18 protein-coding genes are annotated in these 23268 nt (G+C 46.4%); 17 read left to right on the forward strand and 1 reads right to left on the reverse strand.

Annotation, left to right across the window (positions count from 1 at the left end; genetic code table 11):
- Positions 1-46 precede the first annotated feature (46 nt).
- Complete coding sequence (locus RBB45_RS14775) at positions 47-1258, reverse strand: M14 family zinc carboxypeptidase (protein ID WP_306009827.1); 1212 nt, start codon at positions 1256-1258, stop codon at positions 47-49.
- 323 nt (positions 1259-1581) lie between these two features.
- Between RBB45_RS14775 and RBB45_RS14780 the strand changes: the two genes are divergently transcribed.
- From RBB45_RS14780 to RBB45_RS14860, 17 genes are all read left to right on the forward strand, one after another.
- Positions 1582-1782, forward strand: coding sequence for a helix-turn-helix transcriptional regulator (locus RBB45_RS14780; RefSeq protein WP_022544432.1), 201 nt, complete (start codon positions 1582-1584; stop codon positions 1780-1782).
- A 1-nt stretch (position 1783) separates the two neighbouring features.
- Positions 1784-2083 carry a hypothetical protein gene (locus RBB45_RS14785; protein ID WP_306009828.1) on the forward strand — a complete coding sequence of 100 codons (300 nt, stop codon included), beginning with the start codon at positions 1784-1786 and terminating at the stop codon, positions 2081-2083.
- A 471-nt stretch (positions 2084-2554) separates the two neighbouring features.
- The gene (locus RBB45_RS14790; RefSeq protein WP_306009829.1) at positions 2555-9388 is read left to right on the forward strand and encodes a pullulanase; all 6834 of its coding nucleotides are present in this window, start codon (positions 2555-2557) and stop codon (positions 9386-9388) included.
- A 489-nt stretch (positions 9389-9877) separates the two neighbouring features.
- On the forward strand, positions 9878-10702 hold the full coding sequence (locus RBB45_RS14795; protein ID WP_306009830.1) for a glycoside hydrolase family 16 protein: 825 nt from the start codon (positions 9878-9880) through the stop codon (positions 10700-10702).
- Positions 10699-12048, forward strand: a complete 1350-nt coding sequence (locus RBB45_RS14800; RefSeq protein WP_306009831.1) for a glycosyltransferase family 2 protein — start codon at positions 10699-10701, stop codon at positions 12046-12048. Before RBB45_RS14795 ends, RBB45_RS14800 begins: the two co-directional genes overlap by 4 nt.
- Before the next feature lie 2 nt (positions 12049-12050).
- On the forward strand, positions 12051-12983 hold the full coding sequence (locus RBB45_RS14805) for a polysaccharide deacetylase family protein (protein ID WP_306009870.1): 933 nt from the start codon (positions 12051-12053) through the stop codon (positions 12981-12983).
- Positions 12984-13243: 260 nt separating this feature from the next.
- Positions 13244-14254 carry a LacI family DNA-binding transcriptional regulator gene (locus RBB45_RS14810; RefSeq protein WP_224949431.1) on the forward strand — a complete coding sequence of 337 codons (1011 nt, stop codon included), beginning with the start codon at positions 13244-13246 and terminating at the stop codon, positions 14252-14254.
- Positions 14255-14266: 12 nt separating this feature from the next.
- The gene (locus tag RBB45_RS14815; protein ID WP_009792893.1) at positions 14267-15223 is read left to right on the forward strand and encodes a sugar kinase; all 957 of its coding nucleotides are present in this window, start codon (positions 14267-14269) and stop codon (positions 15221-15223) included.
- A 10-nt stretch (positions 15224-15233) separates the two neighbouring features.
- A complete protein-coding gene (gene hxlB / locus RBB45_RS14820) occupies positions 15234-15779 on the forward strand; it encodes a 6-phospho-3-hexuloisomerase (RefSeq protein WP_022544428.1) in 546 nt (181 codons plus the stop codon).
- Positions 15780-15789: 10 nt separating this feature from the next.
- Positions 15790-16800, forward strand: coding sequence for an ureidoglycolate dehydrogenase (gene allD / locus RBB45_RS14825; RefSeq protein ID WP_224949433.1), 1011 nt, complete (start codon positions 15790-15792; stop codon positions 16798-16800).
- A 23-nt stretch (positions 16801-16823) separates the two neighbouring features.
- Positions 16824-17825 carry a TRAP transporter substrate-binding protein gene (locus RBB45_RS14830; RefSeq protein WP_009792896.1) on the forward strand — a complete coding sequence of 334 codons (1002 nt, stop codon included), beginning with the start codon at positions 16824-16826 and terminating at the stop codon, positions 17823-17825.
- A gap of 92 nt (positions 17826-17917) precedes the next feature.
- A complete protein-coding gene (locus tag RBB45_RS14835) occupies positions 17918-18412 on the forward strand; it encodes a TRAP transporter small permease (RefSeq protein ID WP_009792897.1) in 495 nt (164 codons plus the stop codon).
- Positions 18409-19683, forward strand: coding sequence for a TRAP transporter large permease (locus tag RBB45_RS14840; RefSeq protein WP_009792898.1), 1275 nt, complete (start codon positions 18409-18411; stop codon positions 19681-19683). The genes RBB45_RS14835 and RBB45_RS14840 overlap by 4 nt, the downstream gene beginning before the upstream one ends.
- A gap of 12 nt (positions 19684-19695) precedes the next feature.
- Positions 19696-20715 carry a zinc-binding alcohol dehydrogenase family protein gene (locus tag RBB45_RS14845; protein ID WP_306009832.1) on the forward strand — a complete coding sequence of 340 codons (1020 nt, stop codon included), beginning with the start codon at positions 19696-19698 and terminating at the stop codon, positions 20713-20715.
- 11 nt (positions 20716-20726) lie between these two features.
- Complete coding sequence (locus RBB45_RS14850; RefSeq protein ID WP_306009833.1) at positions 20727-21362, forward strand: bifunctional 2-keto-4-hydroxyglutarate aldolase/2-keto-3-deoxy-6-phosphogluconate aldolase; 636 nt, start codon at positions 20727-20729, stop codon at positions 21360-21362.
- Positions 21359-22447 (forward strand): mannonate dehydratase, encoded by a 1089-nt coding sequence (uxuA, locus tag RBB45_RS14855; protein WP_009792901.1) that lies wholly within the window; start codon positions 21359-21361, stop codon positions 22445-22447. Before RBB45_RS14850 ends, uxuA begins: the two co-directional genes overlap by 4 nt.
- On the forward strand, positions 22431-23267 hold the full coding sequence (locus RBB45_RS14860; protein WP_009792902.1) for an SDR family oxidoreductase: 837 nt from the start codon (positions 22431-22433) through the stop codon (positions 23265-23267). Before uxuA ends, RBB45_RS14860 begins: the two co-directional genes overlap by 17 nt.
- The last annotated feature ends 1 nt before the right edge of the window (position 23268 follow it).

Here is a 23268-nt window from a genome sequence, read left to right on the forward strand (position 1 = left end):
AACCTCCATCCTGCCGGGGATCCAGGATGGAGGCTTTTTTTATCCTTTACAGACCTGGCTCATAAGCGGTATTCGGAATCTCGTTATAATCATCAGCATCCAGATTCTCCACCGAGCCGTCCGCAACTCCTTCAATAATAGCATTCAAGCCGGTTTCAACCGCCTTCACAAGCTGTCCCTTTTTCTTTTGTCCAAGCGTATGGGACTGGCCCCTGACCTCGAATAGGACCGTGCCGCTTCCGTTAAGGGCGAAGCTTCCCAATGCAGTGCCTGGGAGGTCGAGGTTTTGCTGATAGAGGGTGATGTTATTGAACGGCGAGCTGCCGATTGATTGAAGGGCATTATAAGCTGCTAGATTCAGCTGCTTTGAATACTCAACATTATATTGATCTGCATATTCCGCATATTTGGCTCCCGCAGATGTATTTGGATCAGGAACAAACTCGCCTGACAAGGACATCGTGACGATGTCGTCCGTTCCTTCTACATAGTATTGTCCTTGATGGTGAAGATCAACGAAGACATCAACCTTCCCAAACTCGGCCTTTAATGCTTTATACACATCCCTTACGGTTTGGGATTCCGGTGTTATGTACCAGCCGGGTTCGCTTGACCTGCCAGGGAAATCTCCGGCCTGCGGTACGTAATCCAAGTCAGGGTTGAAGTCGCGGTTCACATCAAACCCGGGCTGTCCGGTGTAATTTCGCTCCTGGATTGTGCCTGAGGCATAATAATTCCATGCTGGCTTTGCGGCTGCTGCAAGCTGAGGGAAATCCTGCACAGCTTCCTCCCAGGACATATCATTTCCGCGGCGGTCAAGCTCAGAAGCGTCAGGGTTGATTTTTGGCAGCACCACTAAAGTGACATTTTCACGGATCTGCCTCGCTTCCGGTGAATTGCTGGATCCGAGATACTGAAGGATTTTTAACAGTGCCTCTGTGCCCGTCTTTTCATTGCCGTGAATTTCGCTTTCAATCAGTACCACTTTTTCCCCTGTACCAACTCGTGCCTGGTAAATGTCCCGTCCCTGATTGGATTGGCCGACAACCGATAACGACACTTTGCCCTGGCTGCTCTTCTCAATCTGCTGGAGCTTGTTTACCATTTCGGCATAGTCAGTAAATCCAGCCATAGAGCTGGCCTCATACTGTCCTGCCTTGCCGCTGTCAGGAGATTGGGCCGCAATAGCTGTGCCTCCAGCCCCCGCACATAAAACCACTGCTGTACTTAATCCTGCAATCCATTTGTTTACCTTCATCCTGTCACTCTCCTTCGCTTTTCTTACAAAGACTATTGTAAATCGACAAGCCGCCGTCACCTTGTCGAAATATGAACCACGCACAGGTCTAGTTTTGTAGGAATGAAATGAAGAGTGTCGAATATTTCGCATTTCGAAATAATTGAATAGTTCGTCCTATCAGGTGTATAGAAAGATCATGCCCATTGTCACCCGTTCTCAAATTAAGCATGACTATGCATCTATATATGTAATTAATTTCTTACTTTTTGTAAAAAATACTTTACACTTTGTAAGGAATATTTTACAATTCACTCAATGGCTTACCAAAAGGGCGGATGAAAATGCTTGATAATAAAATCTCTGTGTACAGAGCGGAAAAGAAAATGACGCAGCAGGAGCTGGCAGATGCAGTCGGGGTCAGCCGGCAGACAATCCTTTCCATTGAAAAAAACAGATACAATCCCTCTCTGATTTTGGCCATTAAGATTGCAAAGGCAGTAGACAAACCAATCATGGACGTTTTTGATTACAAGGAGGAATAAGATGTTTTCAATGCTCAATGCTTCGATTGTCGTACTTGTTGTCTGTGTCATTTTGTCGGAGGCCTATAAAGCCAGGTTTGAGAAAGACAGTGAATCCAAGGATGAGAGGGGACAGGTGATCCAGCTGAAGGTCATGTCCCTTTCCTACAAGCTCCTGACAGCCGGTGTCATGCTGGGATTCTTTCTCTCCGCCATCACAAAAATCATGCACCAGGATTATTTTATCTTCTATATACTGCTGATCTTCCTGCTGCAAAGCGTCGTATCTGCAGTATACTTATTTCAATTGAGAAGGCAGTAGACGGAATGAGGGGACAGCCCCCTTGTTCCTTTTTTATTTACATTAATGGGCCAAGGGGTCTGACCCCCCGGTCCACAAATCGTCGTATCTGCAGCATACTTATTTCAATTGAGAAGGCAGTAGAAGGGATGAGGGGACAGCCCCCTTGTTCCTTTTTTATTTGCGTTAATGGGCTAAGGGGTCTGACCCCCTGGCCTAAACCGCCCCCCTGCTCACTTTGCTGTTGCCGTTTTCTGAAAATTATTGTAAAATTTGCTTACGAACTGCAAGCGGTTGCACAAGCTGTCTTTTCATATCACGCACATTTGTAGTCATTTCATCCTATATTTTGCAAACGGTTACAGTCATTTAGTTGTGCAAATTTGTGCAAACGCTTTCGCAACCCGCGCTGCAGGGCTATCTCCGACAGAAAGGAGGCTCCCCCGAACAAAGTTAATCCTATCCAACCAACCAAAAGGAGGAAAGCAATTCATGCAAAAAAACCGACGCCAACTGTCCATCTTCCTGTCGGCCATTATGCTATTAAGCCTGTGGCTGCCATTTATGCCGGCACGTGCGGCAGCAGCTGAAACAGAAGTATCCGACACCCCTGAAGCGGCACAAACCTCTGAACGGCAGGTCAGTTTTACTTATACCCGCGATGACAAAGCCTATGAGGGCTGGAATATCTGGGCCTGGAACACAGGCGTGAAGGATGACCAGATTAATTTTGAATCCTATGAAAACGGGGTTGCGACCGTCAATATTGCTGTTGCCCCTGAAACAAAGCAGTTCGGCTTTGTGCTCCGCAGCACAGAGGACTGGGATACTGCGGAAAAGGAATTTGGCGACCGCTTCATTCCTGTGAACAAAAATGACAGTTTGACAAAAGCATACATCACGAGCGGTGTGGAAAAGATCCGGATTGTCCCGGACGGATCAGCGCCTGTTATCAACAAAGGCAATGCCACTTTCTATTACCGCGATAAAGAGCTTTTTGCCAATGACAGCATGAATTCTATTGAAAAAGTTGAACTCAAGTTCAACGGTGAAACACAAGAGATGGTGTATGAGCCCGAAAACGAGCGATTCATGCTTACATATGAGAACATCCCTAACGGAAAGCATGAGTACTCTTATCTTGTTACCAAAGACGGCAAGACAACAGAGGTCACAGATCCTTATAACACCAAGGACGGTGTCTCTGCCATCGACTTTCAGCAGGCTGACTTGACTGTATCTGCCTCAACCAGGCCAGCAGCCATTGATTATAGCCAAAATGCTGTTCTGAGTGTGGATATAGCAGGACAGACTGATGAGGTGAAGATTACTAAAATTCTCGCTGATACTTCCTCATTGGGAGGTCCTGATCAGCTGGAAATCGACCCTTCACTCGGCAAAATCACCATTGCTGCAGATGACAGCACTACCGCAGGTGTGAAAAAGATTCCTGTTACAGCAGTAGATTCTTATGGCAATGAATATAGCGGGAATGCCGAGATTGAAATCAAAACACGGCAATCTGCCGGCGAAGCTGATTTCGACTGGGATGAGTCAGTCATCTACTTTATGCTGACAGACCGTTTCTTTGACGGCAATTCCTCCAACAATGATCCATACGGACTGAATTATGACGAATCCCGCGGCGCCTATCAGGGCGGGGATTTCAAAGGGGTAACAGAAAAGCTGGACTACCTTGATGACCTTGGCATCAATACGATCTGGATTTCCCCGGTCGTCGAAAATATCCAATATGATGTCCGCAGTGGTGAGGCTGATGGCGAACCGTATTATGCCTACCACGGCTACTGGGCGGAAAATTTCAGCAAGCTGAATCCTCATTTCGGCACGATGGAGGACTTCCATACCCTCATCGACGAAGCCCATGAGCGCGGCATTAAAATCATGGTGGATGTTGTATTGAACCATACCGGATACGGCCTCAAAGAGCTGGATGCCGGCAAAGAAAACCCTCCGCCAGGCTACCCGGATGATGAAGACCGGAGCCGCTTCAAGGATATCGTCCGCCAGGGTAATGTGGGCACCGATGAAGTGGTTGGCGAGCTGTCCAGCCTGCCGGATATCAAAACAGAGGATCCTGCCGTCCGCAAGCAGATCATCGACTGGCAGACAGACTGGATTGAAAAAGCAACAACAGCAAACGGCAACACAATCGATTATTTCCGCGTGGATACCGTTAAACACGTAGAGGATGCGACCTGGATGAGCTTCAAAAATGCGCTCACCGAAAAGATGCCGGCATTCAAAATGATCGGGGAAGCATGGGGTGCAGCACCAGGCAATGATTTTGGCTACCTAGAGTCCGGAATGATGGATTCCCTGCTGGACTTCGGCTTCAAAGAAACAGCCCGCAATTTTGTGAATGGCAAACTTAAGGCCGCCAATGATGCCCTTGCTGCCCGGAATGCAAAAGTGGATAACACCGCAACACTGGGCCAGTTTTTAAGCAGCCATGACGAGGACGGTTTCCTGCATTCACTCGGCGGTGATAAGGGCAAAATGAAGGTAGCAGCCTCCCTGCAGGCAACTGCAAAAGGCCAGCCTGTTATCTATTATGGGGAGGAGCTTGGACAGACAGGCGCCAACAACTATCCTCAGTATGATAACCGCTACGATTTTGCATGGGATAGAGTGGAAGGCAATGACATGCTCGAGCATTATAAAAAGATCCTTAACTTCAGGAAGGACCATTCCAAGGTTTTTGCCAAAGGTGACCGTACAGTGACTGGCGGCTCTGACAAGGAGCAATTCCTGCTGTTTGCCCGCAGCTATGGGGAGCAGACCGTGTATGCCGGCCTAAACACAGCGGATAAGGCAAAAACCATTAAGCTGGCTGTTGATTCAAAAGCAGCCACAGTAACAGATCATTATTCTAATAGAAGCTACCAAACTACTGAAGCTGGAGAAGTTGTTCTGACAATCCCGGCCAACTCAGATGGCGGCACTGTCCTGCTGACCGTGGATAACGGCAGCATCACAGGGGCATCGCTTCAAAGCGGGGAAGAGGGCGAGGAACCTGAAATCGAGCCGATTCCTGAGAACTCTGTCCGCATCCACTATAACCGTGCCGACGGCAGCTATGAAAACTACGGGGCATGGCTCTGGAATGACGTGAAGTCCCCGTCAGCCAATTGGCCGGTCGGTGCTACTATGTTTGAAAAGAAAGACAGCTATGGTGCCTATATTGATGTACCCCTTGCTGAAGGAGCCAAAAATATCGGCTTCCTGATCATGGATGTGTCCAAAGGGGATGCAGGCAAGGACGGCGGAGATAAGAGCTTCACTATTTCCTCGCCGGAGATGAATGAAATCTGGATAGAGCAGGGATCTGATCAGGTGTTTACCTATGAACCTGTCGATCTTCCGGATAACACAGTCCGCATCCATTATACCCGTGACAACGGGGATTATGATGAATTTGGACTATGGCACTGGGGCGATTCAGCAGCTCCTTCAGAAAACTGGCCTGCTGGCGCAGCTGATTTTACCGGAACAGACCGGTACGGGGCGTATGCTGACATCGAACTGAAGGAAGATGGCAAGGAACTGGGCTTCCTTATCGTGAATGAAAGCAATGGGGAAAAGGATGCCGGTGACAAGACCTTCAACCTGCTGGATAAATATAATCAGCTTTGGATCAAGCAGGGAGACGATCTGGTCTATATTTCACCATATGGAGACGTGGCATCAGGGATGACCACTGCAGAAGTCATCTCAGAAGATACGATTCTATTGAATTTTACCATGACAGAAGGATTGACTGCAGACGGATTGAAAGCCGGCTTATCAATCACTGATAAGGACGGTAAAGAAATATCCATTACAAGTGCAAAGATTACTGGTGATAAAACGGCTGAAGTTAAAGCGGTATTCGATCTTGAGAAACTGCCGCTTTCCGTAACCTATTCCGGCCGCACAGTTTCTGCTTCATCAGGCTGGCGGATGCTTGATAAGCTGTACAGCTATGATGGCGATGACCTTGGAGCCACCTACAAAAACGGCGGAGCGGTGCTGAAACTGTGGGCGCCGACAGCAAGCAGGGTTACAGCCAATTTCTATGATAAAAAAGACGCTGCCAAGCTGATCGGCAGTGTAGACCTGGAACTTGGCGATAAGGGTGTCTGGTCAATAGACATTCAGCCTTCCGAGCTTGATATAGAAGACCTTGAAGGCTATTACTATCAGTATGAAGTAACCAATAACGGCGTAACGAAAAAGGTGCTGGATCCTTATGCGAAGTCGATGGCTGCTTTTACCGTCAACACGAAAGGGGAAGCCGGACCAGACGGCGATGATGTTGGAAAAGCGGCGATCATCGATCTGAAGGGAACAGATCCGAACGGCTTTGACCATGCCAGCATCAAAGGATATGAAAAGCGCGAGGATGCCATCATCTATGAAGTCCATGTCCGCGATTTCACTTCTGATCCTTCGATTGAAGGCGACTTGAACTCAAGATGGGGCTCTTATAAAGCATTCATCGACAAGCTAGATTATATTAAGTCGACTGGTGTGACACACGTCCAGCTTCTGCCTGTCATGGCCTGGTATTTTGGCGATGAAACCCAAATGGGCGAGAGAGAAATGGAATATTCAGCAGGAGGAAACGAGTATAACTGGGGCTATGACCCGCACAGCTATTTCTCTCCTGACGGGGCTTACTCGGAAAATCCTGAAGACGCTGAGCTGCGTGTGAAGGAACTGAAGGAATTGATTGACGCAATCCACGATGCCGGCATGGGTGTGGTCCTTGACGTTGTTTACACTCACATGGCCAAAGCAAGCACGCTCAATGATATTGTGCCAAACTACTATGCTTTCCAGGATGCCAAAGGCAATTTCCTTGGAGGGTTCGGCAATAATCTTGCGACAAGCCATACAATGGCTGAAAAGCTGATGGTTGATTCTGTGAAATACTGGTTTGAAGAATACAAGATTGATGGCATGCGCTTCGATATGATGGGGGATGCAACTTATCCGTCCATTCAGAATGCTTATGATGCAGCTGCCGAAATCAATCCGGATGCCCTGTTCATCGGAGAAGGCTGGCGGACATTTGCAGGTCATCTTGCCGACCCGGCACTTGAAGGAATGGGAGCAGATCAGGATTGGATGGATAAGACTGATGATGTCGGTGTATTTTCGGATGAAATCCGCAATGAGCTGAAATCCGGATTCGGTTCGGAAGGGGAGCCGAGATTCATCACAGGCGGTGCCCGTGATCTGGGTGTTATTTTCAATAATATCAAAGGCCAGCCGTCCAATACTGCAGATGATGATCCAGGCGACATGGTCCAGTATATTGCAGCACACGATAATCTACCGCTGTATGATGTAATCGCCCAGTCTATTAAAAAAGACCCGGCCATCCCGGAAAATAATCTGGAAATTCATAAGCGGATCCGCCTCGGCAACTCGCTGATCCTGACCTCGCAGGGAACTGCCTTCCTGCATGCCGGCCAGGAATACGGCCGGACAAAGCAATGGCTCGCTGAAGGAGTGCCGGAGCAGAAATACCATGAGCTGACAGATGAAAATGGGGTTCCGTTTGGATACTTTATCCATGATTCTTATGATTCATCTGATGCGATCAACAAATTTGACTGGCAGAAAGCCACTAATGCATCAGCTTATAAAGTAAATACAATGACACGCGAATACACTGAAGGCCTGATTGAACTGCGAAGATCAACAAACGCCTTCCGCCTTGGAGATAAAGAGCTTGTAGACAAAAACGTTTCCCTGCTTAGTTTCCCTGAAATGAAGGATCAGGATCTGCTGATTGCATATAAAAATGTATCAACAGACAAAACGGGCAGCTATTATGTGTTCATGAATGCTGACAGCAAAGCCCGCAGCCTGACGCTTGGGGAACTGGATCTCTCGAAAGGGACTGTTCTTGTGGATAACGACGAAGCTGGAACCAAGGCCGTTAAGAATCCGTCCGGCTTCACATTGGCAGATGGAAAGCTGACACTGGATCCATTAACAGTCGTAATTATCAAGGAAGGCGCAAAGGGAGAGGGAAACCCTGGCGGCAATGGGGGCGGCAATCATGAGCCTTCCAATCCGCCTGCACCTGGGAAGCCTGGAACCATCGAGCTTCCGGCAGGGGCTGCAGAAATAGTCAGACAAAAAAATCCATCCGGCAAAATGGAGGTTATTACAAAAATCCGTTCCGAGAAGATAGCGGAGATCGTAAATACCATCTCAGCGGATAGAAAAATGATAGCAGTGAAACTGGAAAAGCCGTCTTCAGGGGAAACTGTTCTGGCACAGCTGCCGGCAAAGCTGATCAGTGAAGCTGTTCGAAAGGATAAAGATGTCATCATTGAAATCCAGGCAGATGGTGCAATCTACAGGATTCCTTTATCAGAGATTGATACTGCGGCCCTGGCCAAAAAGCTTGGAGTCTCTGAAGATGCTGTTTATATTACAGTGTCTGTTAATCAAGCTTCAGCACCGTCTAAAAATGCTCAGGTTGTGTCAGATGCGTTTGCGTTTGAGCTTGAGGCACATGCTGGAGATAAGAAAGAGAGCATTTCAGCATTTGAAAAGTTTGCAGAAAAAGAGATTATGGGCAGCAAGGAATTTGATCCTCGCAAGTCCACTGCAGTCAGATTTAATCAGGATGGCAGCTTTACAGTTGTTCCAACTGTATTTGACGGCAAAACGGCGAAGATCAAATCACTGACGAATTCCGTATATGCCATAGTTGAGAATGATAAGTCATTCCCGGATGTTGACGGGTTAAGCTGGGCAGAAGAGTATATTGAAACCCTTGCTTCCAAATATATCATTAAAGGAAAAGCAGATGGGAAGTATGCACCAGGGGAGGAAATCACTCGTGCAGAATTCACTGTCTTGCTTGTAAGGGCTCTAGGGCTTCCGGCAAAAGCGTATGATAAGAAATTCTTAGATGTTAAGGGAAATGAGTGGTTCAATGCAAACGGGGAACTGACAGCAGCTGTCCACTTCGGCATTATCAGCGGCAAACCGGATGGCACCTTTGCGCCAAACGAAAAGCTGACACGTGCCCAGGCAGCCATTATGATCGCCAGAGCAATGGATCTGGACATCCTGGAGTTTGACAAGTCGCAGCTGAATGCTAATAAAAAGCTGACAGACTTTAAAGATGCCAGCCAATTTGGAGCATGGGCAAAAGAAGGTGCCGAGGCTGTCTATCAATCAGGCATTATGTCAGGAATGACGAAATCCACATTCAATCCAAACGGTTACACCAAACGTGATCAAATGGCAAAAATCCTTGCAGAATTCCTGCGAAAAGCAGAAATGATGAATTAAAAAAGTGAGAAGGCATCTTCCGGTTGTTTCGACAAAATCCGGGAGGTGCCTGTCACCAAATAAAAGCCGGCTGAAGAAAATTCAGCCGGCTTTTTGAATGCAATTTTCATTTCATACTTCGACAAAAATCGGGAGGTACCTGTCACCGAATAACCAGCCCCCGTCTCTTCTTCAAAGGGATGCTATAGCAATCATCACAAACTCCATCGTTATCGACAAACTCCGTGTAGTCAGTAATTTCAGATTGGCATTGAGAGCAAATCCATTTTTCTTTGACAGCCTGCTCCATATGATCATCTCCTTTTATTGTCAATATTCTGTATATTTTGATGTTTTCCTGCAAGATTTTTTTATAACTTTAGTTATTACTAGACGAATATATAGCTGTTTGTTAATATAAACTTATCGTTCTTTAAAAAGAACAAATTAGTGTTATCTTTATGTTCTCAATAAAGAATAATTAATATCTTAAAAAGAAGGTGTGCGTCCATGAAGATTTTTTTCTTGTTTCTTCTTATTTTGGCTTTGCCAGGCAGTGAATTTATACATGAAAAGCAAACGGCTGCGAAGATGCCAGAAAGAGTATTCGGTAAAGAAGAAATGGCTGCCCCTTCAGTGGATATGACAAAGAAAGATGGGTGGCATCTTGTCTGGAATGATGAATTTCACGATGAAAAGTCATTCATAAAGTGGAATCCGCAAAATTGGCCATCAGAAAAAAATGGAGAATGGCAGTATTACCTTCCGGAAAATATTGATGTCAGGGATGATCTCCTGGTTATTTCAAGCAGAAAAGAGTCTTATAAGGGACGAAGCTATACCTCTGGTGCTGTTACGACTGAAAGCAAGTTTGAGTTCACTTATGGAAAAATTGAGATCAGAGCGAAGCTGCCGAAGGGAAGAGGCATATTTCCCGCTTTCTGGCTTGTGAATTCCGACGAAGACTGGCTGCCGGAAATAGATATCATGGAGAATATTGGCCAGGCTCCGAACGAGCTTTATTATGTTGTTCATTGGAAGGACGAAGCCGGCAAACAAAAAAGGGATTACACAAAGATAACGGAGGATATTGATTTCTCTGAGGATTTCCATCTGTACGGTCTAATATGGGAACCGGGAAGAATCATATGGACACTGGACGGCAGAAACGTCTTTGAAACAGATAAATTTTCGCCGGATTCGCCTCTCTTTCTGTATATAAATACGGCCATCGGCGGAAACTGGCCGGGACCGCCGGATCCGCAGGATGATTTTCCAAAAGAATTGCTGATTGACTATGTCAGGGTATACCAACAAGGAGGGATAGGACAGTGATAGTACTGCTGTATGTATCTTTTGCCATCTTTTTTGCCTTTGTGATTATGCAGTCCCTCTATATTTTAATTCCATTGTTCAAGGAAGAGAAAAAAAAGCGCAAGGAAGTCAGGCAAATGTACAGCTTTTCCGTCATTGTGCCAGCTTTTAACGAAGAAAAAGTGCTAGAATCCTGTATCATCGGCTACAGTGGCCAGAGGCATCAGGAATCAGAGCTGATCATTGTAAATGACGGATCAACTGACCATACAATTGACATGCTTACAGAGGTATTGTCCCTGGTGCCATGCAGAAGGGCTTTTTCAAGAAAATTAGAGCATAAAGAGATAACAGCTGTATTTCAATCAGAGCGGTACTCCAATATCTTTGTCATTGACAAGCGAAATGGCGGAAAATCGGATGCCTTGAATGCCGGAATCAACTTCAGCCAAAATGACATTGTTGTTACGCTTGATGCGGACAGCATATTGGAGAGGAACAGCCTTTCAGAAATGAATGCTGAATTCCAGGATTCAAGCATTATTGCCTGCGGTGGAAACGTCCTTATTGCACAGGCTTTCAGCGGGCACGTCCATCATCTTAAACCTACTTTTAAGCTAAAGGGGATCATTAAATTTCAGTTCCTCCAATATTTAACCGCGTTTTATCTTCATAAACGGGCCCAGGCATCGCTCGGAGCCATGACGGTCATAGCAGGAGCATTTGGAGCATTCCGCCGGGAGGTCCTATTTAATATTGGCGGTTTTCGGGAAACGATTGGCGAGGATATGGATATTACCCTTAAGATCCAGAAGCTGATCAAAGAACATGGCTGTGTCCACAGAATTTCCTACGTCCCAGCCGCTGTCTGTTATACTGAATGCCCCAGTACGCTAAGGGACATGTTCAAGCAGAGGGTCCGCTGGCAGAAAGGCTTTATTGACTGCCTGATACAATACCGGAAATCCTTTTTCCGCAAACTGCCTTTTGGCTTTTCTATTGTCTTTTTGTTTGACCAATTCCTTGTCGGCACATTGAATGCCTTTCCAATGCTGGCCATACCGGCGATGCTGCTGTTGAATCAGGGCCAGCTTCTGCTTGTGCTCATGCTCGGTTCAGGGGCCGTCTTCCTGTATATCTATCAATTTTTTACAACATTGTTTATCAGCCATCTGCATGGGGTTTCCTTTCGGAAGAGGGATATACTCAGGATCCTTATCTTTCTGCCGGCGGATATATTATTCTACCGCATTATGAATCTATTGTTTGTCGCTTACGGGACGGTGTCCTTTTTTCATAAATCTAAAAGCTGGAATAAGCTTGAGAGGTCTGGAAATCTGGCATGGAAAGGGGCGGAAAAGGCGTGAGCATGAAGGCTGCAAAGGGAGCGGTTGCTTTTGGTTTTCTGGTGCTGCTGACCCTGATGATATCAGGTTTCAGTTTTGTCGTTGACGAATATGATATTCTCGCTGTTGAGCATCAGGGATTATATCCCGCAGACCAATCCTTTCACTTGGATGCCTGCACCAAGGAATCTACGATAAAAAAGCCTCCAAAAGAGGCGGCAGCTAAAGTTCCTGTCTTGTCATACCATCATATTGTAAGCAGAGAGGACCTGTCTGAAAGCCACTATATCAAAGGTAAACTGAATCCAATGGTTGTATTAAAGGAAGACTTTGAAAAGCAAATGGCCTATTTAAAAGAGAAAGGCTATACATCTTTGACGTTATCTGAGCTATATGATTTTTTAGCAAGGAAAAAGGATGTTCCTACTAAGAGCGTTGTTATCACCTTTGATGATGGTTATAAGGATAACTATGTGGAAGCCTATCCTATCTTAAAAAAATACAATTTCACAGCTGTCAGCTTTATCATAACCGGGTATGTGACAAGCAAGCTCCATCCTTATGTGCCTGAGGAAATCCAGTATCTCAGCCTTCATGAAATAGAAAGAGGCTGTGATGTATTCGACTATCAGAGCCATACCTACAATCTTCACCAGAGGGAAAAAAACCGGTTTAATCAGGATGCTTCCTTTCTGCTGACAAAAGAGGCAGATCAGATTGAAAAAGACCTAAGAACCAGCATCAGGCAATTGGAAGGCAGAAAAAAGGCGTTTGCCTATCCTTACGGGGAATACTCTCCGAATACGATAAACTCCCTAATCAATCTAGGGTTTCGAATGGCATTTACTGTAGAGAAAAAAGCGGCAGAGAGGGGCGACCGCATTTATGAGATCCCGAGGCTGCCGGTGGTGGCGGAAACGACTATGGAGGAGTTTATAGAGTATGTGAAGCCATAGGATATATTACTGCAAGGGAGGCTGCTGAAGAGCGCCTCCTATTTTCGTGCAGCCACCCGTATTTTAGGATTTCCATTAGTTACCTTGCCTTACCCAGCCCGATTATCAAGTTAAAATTCGACAAAATTCGGGAGGTGCCTGTCACCAATATAAAAATTTTCAGAATTAACCTTGATTTTGAAAGGGTTTTCATTTATACTTTCCCTAAACCGGTTTACTAAACCGATTTACTAAATCGGTTTATAGAGAGGGACCATAAAATGAATAAAATAACAATGCAAGATGTTGCGGTGAAGGCCGGCGTTTCCAAGAGCACAGTCTCGCAATATATCAATAATCGCTATGAGTATATGGCCGAGGCTACGAAGATCCGGATTCAGGAAGCGATCAGTGAGCTGGGCTATATACCCAACTTTGTGGCTAAAAGCCTCAAGCAGAAAAAGTCCTCCACAATAGGGGTGATTGTCGCCAATATTCTCCATACATTTTCGACAGAGATTATCCGGGCGATAGAGGATGTCTGCGAAACGAATCATTTTCACTTGTTTGTCTGCAATTCGGATGAAAATCCGGAAAAGGAGCGTGCATATATTGATATGCTCCTGGCAAAGCAGGTGGATGGCTTGATCATCTTTCCTACAAAAGGAAATGCCTTGCTCTATGAACAGCTAAAGCGCTCGAATTTTCCCATTGTTTTCGTGGACAGAAAGCCGGTAAAACCCATTTATCCCACTTTCCTCCTTGATAATGTAAAAGCTGCAGAGATTGCTGTTGAAGAGCTGCTCAGGCATGAACAAAGGAAAATTGGGGTAGTGTCCATGTCGACCGCCCAGAAAGTAACCCCCCGATTAGAGCGGATTGAAGGATACCGGAAGAAGCTTAAAGCTAATGGCATTACCCCAAATGAAGAATGGATCATTGCAGCAGAACGGCATGAAATTTTTGATAAGCTGGAAAATCTCTGGCTTGCAGATGAGATGCCCGATTGTTTCTTTGCTACAAATGATCTTTCCCTTATCGAACTTCTGAAGTTTCTAAGAAAAAAGAAGCTTCGTATACCGGAGGATGTCAGTGTAGTAGCAATAGACGATTCTGATTTCCTTGAGATCGCAGCCACGCCAATCACAGCTATTAAACAGCCAACCTTTGAGATTGGCAAGGATGCGGCCGTAGAGCTTCTGAGGCTTATAGGAGAGCAGGAAATGGCAGAATCATATGAAGTAAAAAGATACGCTCCGCTCCTGGTTGAGCGGGAGTCGATAAAGAGTTAGGAGAGAAAGCAAATGACATCACCGAAAAAAGTCTTAACCATAGGGGATGCCATGATTACCCTTAATCCATCGGCGAAAGGCCCGCTTAGGTTCGTGACAAGCTTTGAGCGAAAGATAGGAGGCGCTGAGCTGAATTATGCAATTGGATGCGCAAGGCTTGGCCTCAGCAGCAAGTGGGTCAGCCGGCTTGGCAATGATGAATTTGGCCGGGTCATCTATAACTTCGCCCGCGGTGAAGGAATCGACACAGCCGCAGTGGATTTTGTCGAAGGCAGCCCTACCTCGCTGAATTTTAAGCAGATAAACGAGGATGGGTCAGGAAAGACCTTTTATTACCGATACAACTCGCCGATTCTTGCCTTATCGGAAGACATGATTGATGAAAAGATTCTGGAAGGTGTAGACCTCCTTCATCTGACAGGCGTGTTCATGGCAATAGACAAAAAAAATCCGGGTATTTCATTAAAGCTTGCCAGACTGGCAAGGGAAAAACAAATACCAGTCTCCTTCGATCCCAATATCCGGCTTAAGCTCTGGACGATCGAAGAGGCAAGAAAAGCTTATAAAGCCATATTTCCATATACAGACATCCTCCTGACGGGGCTCGATGAGATCAGACAAATCAACGGCAGTGATTCTGAGAAAGATTTGGCGTTATTTGCAAGCGATTACAGCATTGCGGATCTGGTTATAAAGGACGGGGCCAACGGGTCGAAGCTTTTGAGAAATGGAAGCTGGACAAAGGCAGAGTGCTTTCCGGTAAAAGCAGTTGATACAGTGGGAGCCGGAGACGGCTTTGATGCAGGCTATACATACGGCTGGCTGCATGGCTACAGCCCGGAAGAGCTTCTCCGCTTTGCCAATGGTACAGGGGCACTTGTTACAACCGTTTCAGGGGATAATGAAGGTCTGCCATACCTGGAGGAAGTAAAGGCATTTATAAATAAAGAAGAAATCGTTGAACGCTGAGGGGGAGCCTATGAAAACTACAGCTGCCATTCTAGAGGAAATGAGAGCGGTTTGTACAGCAGTTGATGCTGAACAATATCAGTCATTTGTTGAACTCCTAAAAGGAGACGGAAGATTTTTCTTTGCGGGAGAAGGCAGATCCGGGCTCGTTGCCAAAGCAATTGCCATGCGCCTGATGCACAGCGGTAAAACCGTATATGTTGTAGGTGAAACAACAACACCTGCGATTTCGGAAAATGACATTCTTATTGTTTTATCAGGATCCGGAAAAACCGGCCAGGCTATGTCCGTTTCTGAAAACGCTTCAAAGACAGGGTCTAAGGTATTTCTAGTCACGACAAGCAAGGAGGCTGTCCAGAATCCTGTTTTTGCCGGATGCCTAGTTATTCCGGCTGCGACAAAATATCGCCTGCCCGGAGAGCCAAAGACTATTCAGCCTTTGGGCAATCAATTTGATCAGGCTGCTCACCTTCTGCTCGATGCAGCCATCATAGACAGTCTTGATGAAAATGATGTAAACGATGAAATGAAAAAAAACCATACCAATCTTGAGTAGGAGGCCCATCATGTCAACAATAACGATTTCTCACGAAGAAGCTAAAAAGCTCGTTATACAAAAGCTGACTGCAGCCGGCTTGAATCAGGAGCATTCAGAAAAAGTAGCGGAAATACTCGTCCATGCCGATCTGCGCAACGTAAATTCACATGGTGTGCTAAGAACGGAGCATTATGTGAACCGCCTGAATGCGGGGGGGATCAATCCGGATGCCAATATCACATTCAACAAAACAGGACCGGTGACCGGTGTAGTGGATGGCGATGACGGCTTCGGGCATGTAATCGGTGATGAGGCCATGAAGCAGGCGATTTCCATGGCAAAGGAAAACGGCATTGGAATGGTCACAGCCATTAACAGCAGCCACTGCGGTGCGCTCAGTTATTTTGTACAGGAAGCTGCGGAAGAGAATCTGATTGGGATCGCCATGACTCATACTGACAAAATTGTGGTGCCTTTCGGCGGAAAAGAGGCCTTCCTTGGCACAAACCCGATTGCTTATGGAGTCCCTGCAAAGATGAATAAGCCATTCATCCTGGACATGGCAACATCCAATGTAGCCTTCGGCAAGGTGCTCCAGCATAAAGAGGAAGGCAAGGATATTCCTGAAGGCTGGGGAGTAGATGAAAATGGGGCAGCCGTAACGGATCCCGGCAAGGTGGTTTCACTTCTGCCGTTTGGAGGACCTAAAGGATATGGCCTTTCCATGATCGTCGACATTTTTTCAGGACTTCTTGCAGGAGCGGCTTTTGGTCCGCATGTTGCAAAAATGTATGGCGACCTTGACAAAAAAAGAAAGCTTGGCCATTATTTCTGTGCCATTAATCCTGCCTTTTTCACTGATGAAGAAGCGTTTCTCGAAAATATGGACCGCATGATGGACGAAATCAGGCAATCGCCTCCTGCACCAGGGTATTCAAGCGTACTGGTTCCAGGGGAAATCGAGCAGAGAAATGAAGAGAAGAACCTAAAGGAAGGCATTACCATTGCCTCAACTGTACACGAATATTTAACCAACTAATACAAACTTGGGAGGAATTACAAATGAAAGCAAAGTGGTTATCAGGCGTCTTGGCTGCAACATTACTTCTTAGTGCATGCGGTTCCGGAGGTTCAAACGGGGCCAGCGGAGATGGTGATGGAAAAGTAATCAAGTGGAAATTCGGCCATCTTGCAGATGAGAATCATATCTGGCATAAAACGGCAGAAGAATTTGCAAGCCTTGTGGAAGAGAAAACAGATGGACAGATTGAAATTCAAATTTTTCCAAATAACTCTTTAGGGGGAGAAACCGATACCATTAATGCGATTCAGGCAGGCACAGCCGATATGGTTATCTCGGGCGAAACCCTGCAGAACTGGGCGCCAAAAGCAGCTTTGATGGCAGTTCCATATGCGTTTCGTGATCTGGAGCATGTAAAAAATGTCGTAGAAGGCGAAATTGGTGAAGAGATTGAAAAAGAAATTACGGAAAAAGCTGGATTAACACCGCTGTACTATCATACAAGGGCTCCGCGAAACCTAACTTCATCAGAGCCGATTGAATCACCTTCTGATCTGAAAGGCTTCTCCATGCGTGTGCCGAATGTTCCTTTATTCCTCAAAGTTTGGGAGGAAGCGGGTGCTAAACCACAGGTTATGGACTTTAACGAAGTCTTCACAGGCCTTCAGCAGGGAGTCATCAAAGGGCAGGAAAACCCGGTCGACTTAATTCAGAGCGGCGGTCTTTACGAGGTTCAAAAGTATGTTAACCGTACAGAGCATGTATATTCATGGATTTATATTCTTGTAGGAAACAAACAGTTTGAAGCGCTGAATGAAGAGCAGCAAAAAGCTGTAAAGGAAGCGGCTGAAGAGGCTCAAGCCTTTGGGGAAGAGCTTTATGACAAAGAGATTTCCAAAATCGAGTCTGAGCTGGAAGATGAAGGCATGGAGTTTATCGACGTAGACCAGGATGCTTTCCGCGAAAAGATGCAGCCTGCAATCAAAGACAGCCTGAAGCCTGAACAGTATGAGCTTTATGAGAAAATCCTTGAAGTAGAATAATAGATCGGCTGATTGGGAAAGGCACCGGGAATCTTGCCCGCAGTGCCTTTCTTCAAACCTTTTATCAGCTATAGAGAAAGGAAGGTATAACGATGAAAATAAGAATCTGGCTGGACCGTGCATTATCTTTTCTGACAGTTGCCAGTTTTTCAGGTGTCATCATCGTTGTTATGATCCAGATTATGTCCAGGTATCTCCCTTATACAGCCATCTGGACTGAAGAACTTACCCGCTATCTGTTCTTGTATGCAATTTGCTTTGGGGCTCCGCTTGCTTTGCTGCGGGGGGAATTCATAAATGTTGATTTGATCTTTGCAAAGATGTCCCATAATGTCCGCAGATTTTATGAGGTATTTATATATTTGCTCATTCTCTTCCTTGGGGTAATCCTGGTGAAGGAAGGGTGGTTTTTTTATCAGCTTGGGAAAAATCAGACGTCAGCGACCATGCCTTTCCAGATGTCTGCCATTCATGCATCCATCCTGATTATGAGCATCTTCCTGGTGTTATATTCTATCGTAAAAATCATTAGGCTTATCCGCAATAAAGAAGACTTTAATTCACAGATTGGCGGTGGAGAACTATGATGGCAGCCGTGCTGTTCTTTTCTTTTATCATCTTGATTTTCCTTGGCGTGCCAGTTGCCTTCAGCCTTGGCCTGTCATCGCTCATTTATCTGATCCTTGGCGATATTCCGCTGAATATCATTCCTCAAAAAATGTTCGGGGGACTAAATTCCTTTGTTCTGTTATGTATCCCGGGCTTCATTCTTGCAGGGAACCTGATGAATGCTGGAGGCATCACCGATCGGATCATCAATTTTGCCAATAATTGCTTTGGCCATATCCGCGGCGGTCTTGGACTTGCTAATGTCGGGTCCTCCATGGGATTTGCGGGAATCTCCGGAACTGCACTGGCAGATACGGCAAGCATTGGGGCAGTGTTGATTCCAGCAATGAAGAAAGAAGGCTACGGAGCCGGCTTTTCTGCTGCAGTAACAGCATCATCCTCTACAGTAGGACCTATCATTCCTCCATCCCTGCCGATGATCATTGTCGGGACGCTGGCATCGGTATCAATCGGAGACCTTTTCCTTGCCGGAGCGCTGCCTGGTCTGCTGCTCGGTGTGGGACTTATGATTCCTACTTACATCATTTCTGTAAGGCGCAAGTATCCAAAGGGGGAAAGAAAATCTCTGAAGGAGATTTGGAAAAGCTTTACCGGTGCCTTTTGGGCGCTGTTCATGACAGTTATCATCCTTTATGGAATCCTTGGCGGATATTTCACACCAACAGAAGCCTCCATCATTGCTGTTTTGTATGCCTTTGTCATCGGAATTTTTGTCTATAAGGAGCTTCCTGTAAGAAAAATCCCGGAAATTATGCTGTCCTCCATGACGAGCACAGCCTCCATTATGCTGCTGGTCGGCTTTGCGAATCTGTTTGGGTGGATCATGGTCAGCGAACAGATTCCGCAAATGGTTGCCGATACCATTCTTGGTATCTCAAGCAATCCAATTGTAGTCATTCTGCTGATTAACCTGCTCTTGCTGTTTGTCGGTACTTTTATGGAAACAATCGCAGCTCTTGTGATCCTGTTCCCGGTATTATTGCCGGTTGCCGCTTCGGTCGGCATGGATCCAGTCCAGTTCGGAGTCATGATGGTATTGAATCTTGTCATTGGACTTGTAACACCGCCAGTCGGTGTATGTCTCTTCGTTGCATCTCAAATCGGCAAGGTATCCATTGGAAAAACAGCGAAGGAGCTGGTGCCATTCCTTGGTGTCAGCCTGGCGGTCCTGCTGCTTGTAGCATTCGTGCCGCAAATCTCACTGTTCCTGCCAAGCTTATTTGAATAGGAGGAGAAAATTATGAAGGCAGTACAAATACCAAAAGCAATGGAAATGGAAATTATTGATACGGAAAAACCGGCCATCTCCCATCCTGAAGAAGTACTTGTAAAAGTAAAGCGGGTAGGGATCTGCGGCTCGGATATGCATATCTATCATGGAACCAATCCGCTGGCCACATATCCAAGAGTCCCCGGGCATGAAGTCGCGGGAGAAGTCGTTGAAATAGGATCGGGCGTTACGGGCGTAAAGCCTGGCGACCATGTAGTGGTTGAGCCGATCCGCTATTGCGGGGAATGCTATGCATGCCGGACAGGCAGACCTAATGTCTGCAGCACCCTGTCTGTGTTCGGCGTACATGAGGATGGAGGCATGCGGGAATATTTCGTTCTGCCGGAAAAGCAGCTTCATGCGGCAGACCCAACCCTTGACTGGGATGAAATCGTTCTGGCCGAACCATATACGATTGGTGCCCAGTCTGTCTGGAGAGGTGATGTTCAAGAAGGTGACTCTGTCCTCATCCAGGGCTGCGGCCCAATCGGCATCTGCATCCTGAAGATGGCGAAGCTCAGCGGCGCGCATGTCATCATGACTGATTTAAAACAAGAGCGCCTTGCGTTTGCCAAGGAAAATGGGGCTGATGAAGTCATTGATGCCGGAAAAGAGTCCGTCGAAGATAGAGTTATGGAGCTGACTGGAGGAGAGGGGACGAATATTGTCATTGACGCTGTGTGCCTGCCATCTACTTTTGAGCTGGGGGTAAACGTGGTTTCCCCGGCAGGACGGGTGGTTGTGCTGGGCTTTGACGAGAAGCCATCGCCCATTTCCCAGCTTCCTATCACCAAGAAGGAAGTTACCATTGTCGGTTCAAGATTACAGACAAACCAGTTTGGAAAAGTAATTTCCCTCCTGAACGAAGGAAAGCTTGAAGCAAATGGATTTATTACTCATAAATTTACTCTTGATGAAGTTCAGGAAGCGTTCAACTTTGTTGAGGAAAATCCGGACCAGGTGCGCAAAGCAGTCATTGTCTTTGAATGAGGAGTGATAGAATGAACGGAAAAATAGAAGTGTTGAATAAATTGGCAGATTCAAAGGTTGTTGCCGTTGTGCGGGGCAGGACTGCCGAAGAGGCTATTGACATATCGGCCGCAGCTTTAGAAGGCGGCTTCCAGGCAATAGAATTGACGTACACGACGCCTGATGTGGCAAAGGTATTTGAAGCTGTGAGAAGTGAGGGCGGGCTGATAGGCGCCGGGACAGTATTGGATCCGGAGACAGCCCGGCATGCCATTCTTAACGGGGCAAGCTTCATAGTCAGCCCCAATTTTAATAGAGACATAGCTGTAATATGCAATCGATACAGCGTGCCATACCTGCCAGGCTGTATGACCATTACGGAAATTGTGTCAGCCCTTGAAAGCGGAGCTGACATCGTGAAGCTTTTTCCTGCCAACCGCTTTGATCCATCCTTCATCGGTGCAGTCAATGGCCCGCTTCCGCAGGTGAAGCTCATGCCGACAGGAGGAGTAAATCTTCAAAACATTGGCAGCTGGCTGAAGGCTGGAGCTGTTGCTGCCGGGATTGGAAGCGACCTGAATAAAGCCTATCAATCTGGAGGAAAGGCAGCAGTCACAGAGCTCTGCCGGAAATACATAGCTGCTGCAGAGGAGAGTGGACAGAAATGAACATGACATTCCGCTGGTATGGCAGGAATAATGATACGGTAAACCTGGAGAACATCCAGCAGATCCCGGATGTAAAGGGCATAGTTTGGGCACTTCACCATAAACCTGCCGGAGATGTTTGGGAGAAGGAAGAGATTCAATCCGAGCTCGAGTATATTCAATCATTTGGCTTCCATGGAGAAGTTGTCGAAAGTGTAAATGTTCATGAATCAATAAAGCTCGGAAATGAAGAACGGGATTTTTATATAGAAAATTATAAACAGACCATCCGCAATCTTGGTGAATTTGGCGTCAAGGTCATCTGTTATAATTTCATGCCGATTTTCGACTGGACCAGGACAGAGCTTTATAAAGAGCTGCCGGATGGATCCACAGCCCTTTTTTATGAAAAGCTGAAGGTGGATAATCTGGATCCGCAGGAATTAATAGACACGGTTGCAGCTGCTTCTGACCTGACGCTGCCAGGCTGGGAGCCGGAAAAGCTTGCGCGGATCAAGGAGCTGTTTGAAGCCTATAAAGAGATAGGAGAGTCAGACTTGTGGAGGAATCTTGGGTACTTCCTGCATGAAATTCTGCCTGTAGCCGAGGAGGCAGGAATCAAAATGGCGATTCATCCGGATGATCCGCCATGGTCCATCTTTGGCCTTCCGCGCATCATGACAGGCAGAGAGAGCCTTGAAAAGCTTCTTGCCATTTCTGACTCACCTTCCAATGGCATTACATTCTGTACCGGTTCACTTGGGGCAAATCCGGCAAATGATATGGTGAAGCTTGCTGCGGAGTTTGCCGGAAGATCTCCTTTCGCCCATATCCGCAATGTAAAAATATATGAAAATGGCGATTTTATTGAAACCTCTCATTTGACATCAGATGGATCCATTAATATTAAAGGGGTTGTCAAAGAACTGTCCGATATTCAGTATGAAGGATATGTGAGGCCTGACCATGGAAGGCATATCTGGGATGAGAAATGCAGGCCGGGATACGGACTGTATGACAGGGCGCTTGGCATCATGTACCTTCACGGGCTGTGGGATGCCTATCAATCTGAAAAACGGGGGAATTCTAATGTTTCCAATTCATGAGAACCTTAATGGGAAAACCGCCGTTATAACAGGCGGGAGCGGGGTGCTTTGCTCAGAAATGGCACGGGAGCTTTCAAGGCATGGAGTCAATGTTGCTATTTTGAACCGGACTGCAGAAAAAGGAGAGGCCATCGCTTCTGAAATAAATGAGTCCGGCGGCAAAGCCATAGCTGCTGCCGCAGATGTTCTGGACAGATCCTCGTTGGAAAGCGCCAAAGAAGAAGTATTAAAAAGCTTTGGGCGGGTGGATATTTTAATCAATGGTGCAGGCGGCAATCATCCGGATGCTATCACGGCAGCCGAAACTTTTGACCCGGAATCCTCCGGCAAGACCTTCTTTGATATGGACGAAAAGGGGTTTTCACAGGTCTTTGCGAGCAATTTCACCGGGACATTTCTGGCCAGCCAAGTATTTGGCAAGGAACTTCTGAAGCAGGAATCGCCTATCATTATTAATATATCCTCAATGAGTGCGTATTCCCCGATGACAAAGGTGCCTGCTTATAGCGCTGCCAAATCGGCTATAAATAATTTTACCATGTGGATGGCTGTTCATTTTGCTGAGACGGGGATGAGGGTAAATGCTATCGCGCCTGGCTTCTTTTTAACTTCACAAAATCGTGATCTGCTCCTGAAGGAGGACGGGTCACATACTGCGAGATCAGAAAAAATCATCGCACATACACCAATGAAAAGATTTGGCAAGCCCAATGACCTTCTTGGCACGCTCTTATGGCTCGCCGATGGGGAATACTCCGGCTTCGTTTCAGGTGTGACCATACCTGTAGATGGCGGTTTCATGGCCTATTCAGGAGTTTAAT

This window comes from Bacillus sp. MMSF_3328, assembly GCF_030733525.1.
Classification (GTDB): domain Bacteria; phylum Bacillota; class Bacilli; order Bacillales; family Cytobacillaceae; genus Bacillus_AB; species Bacillus_AB infantis.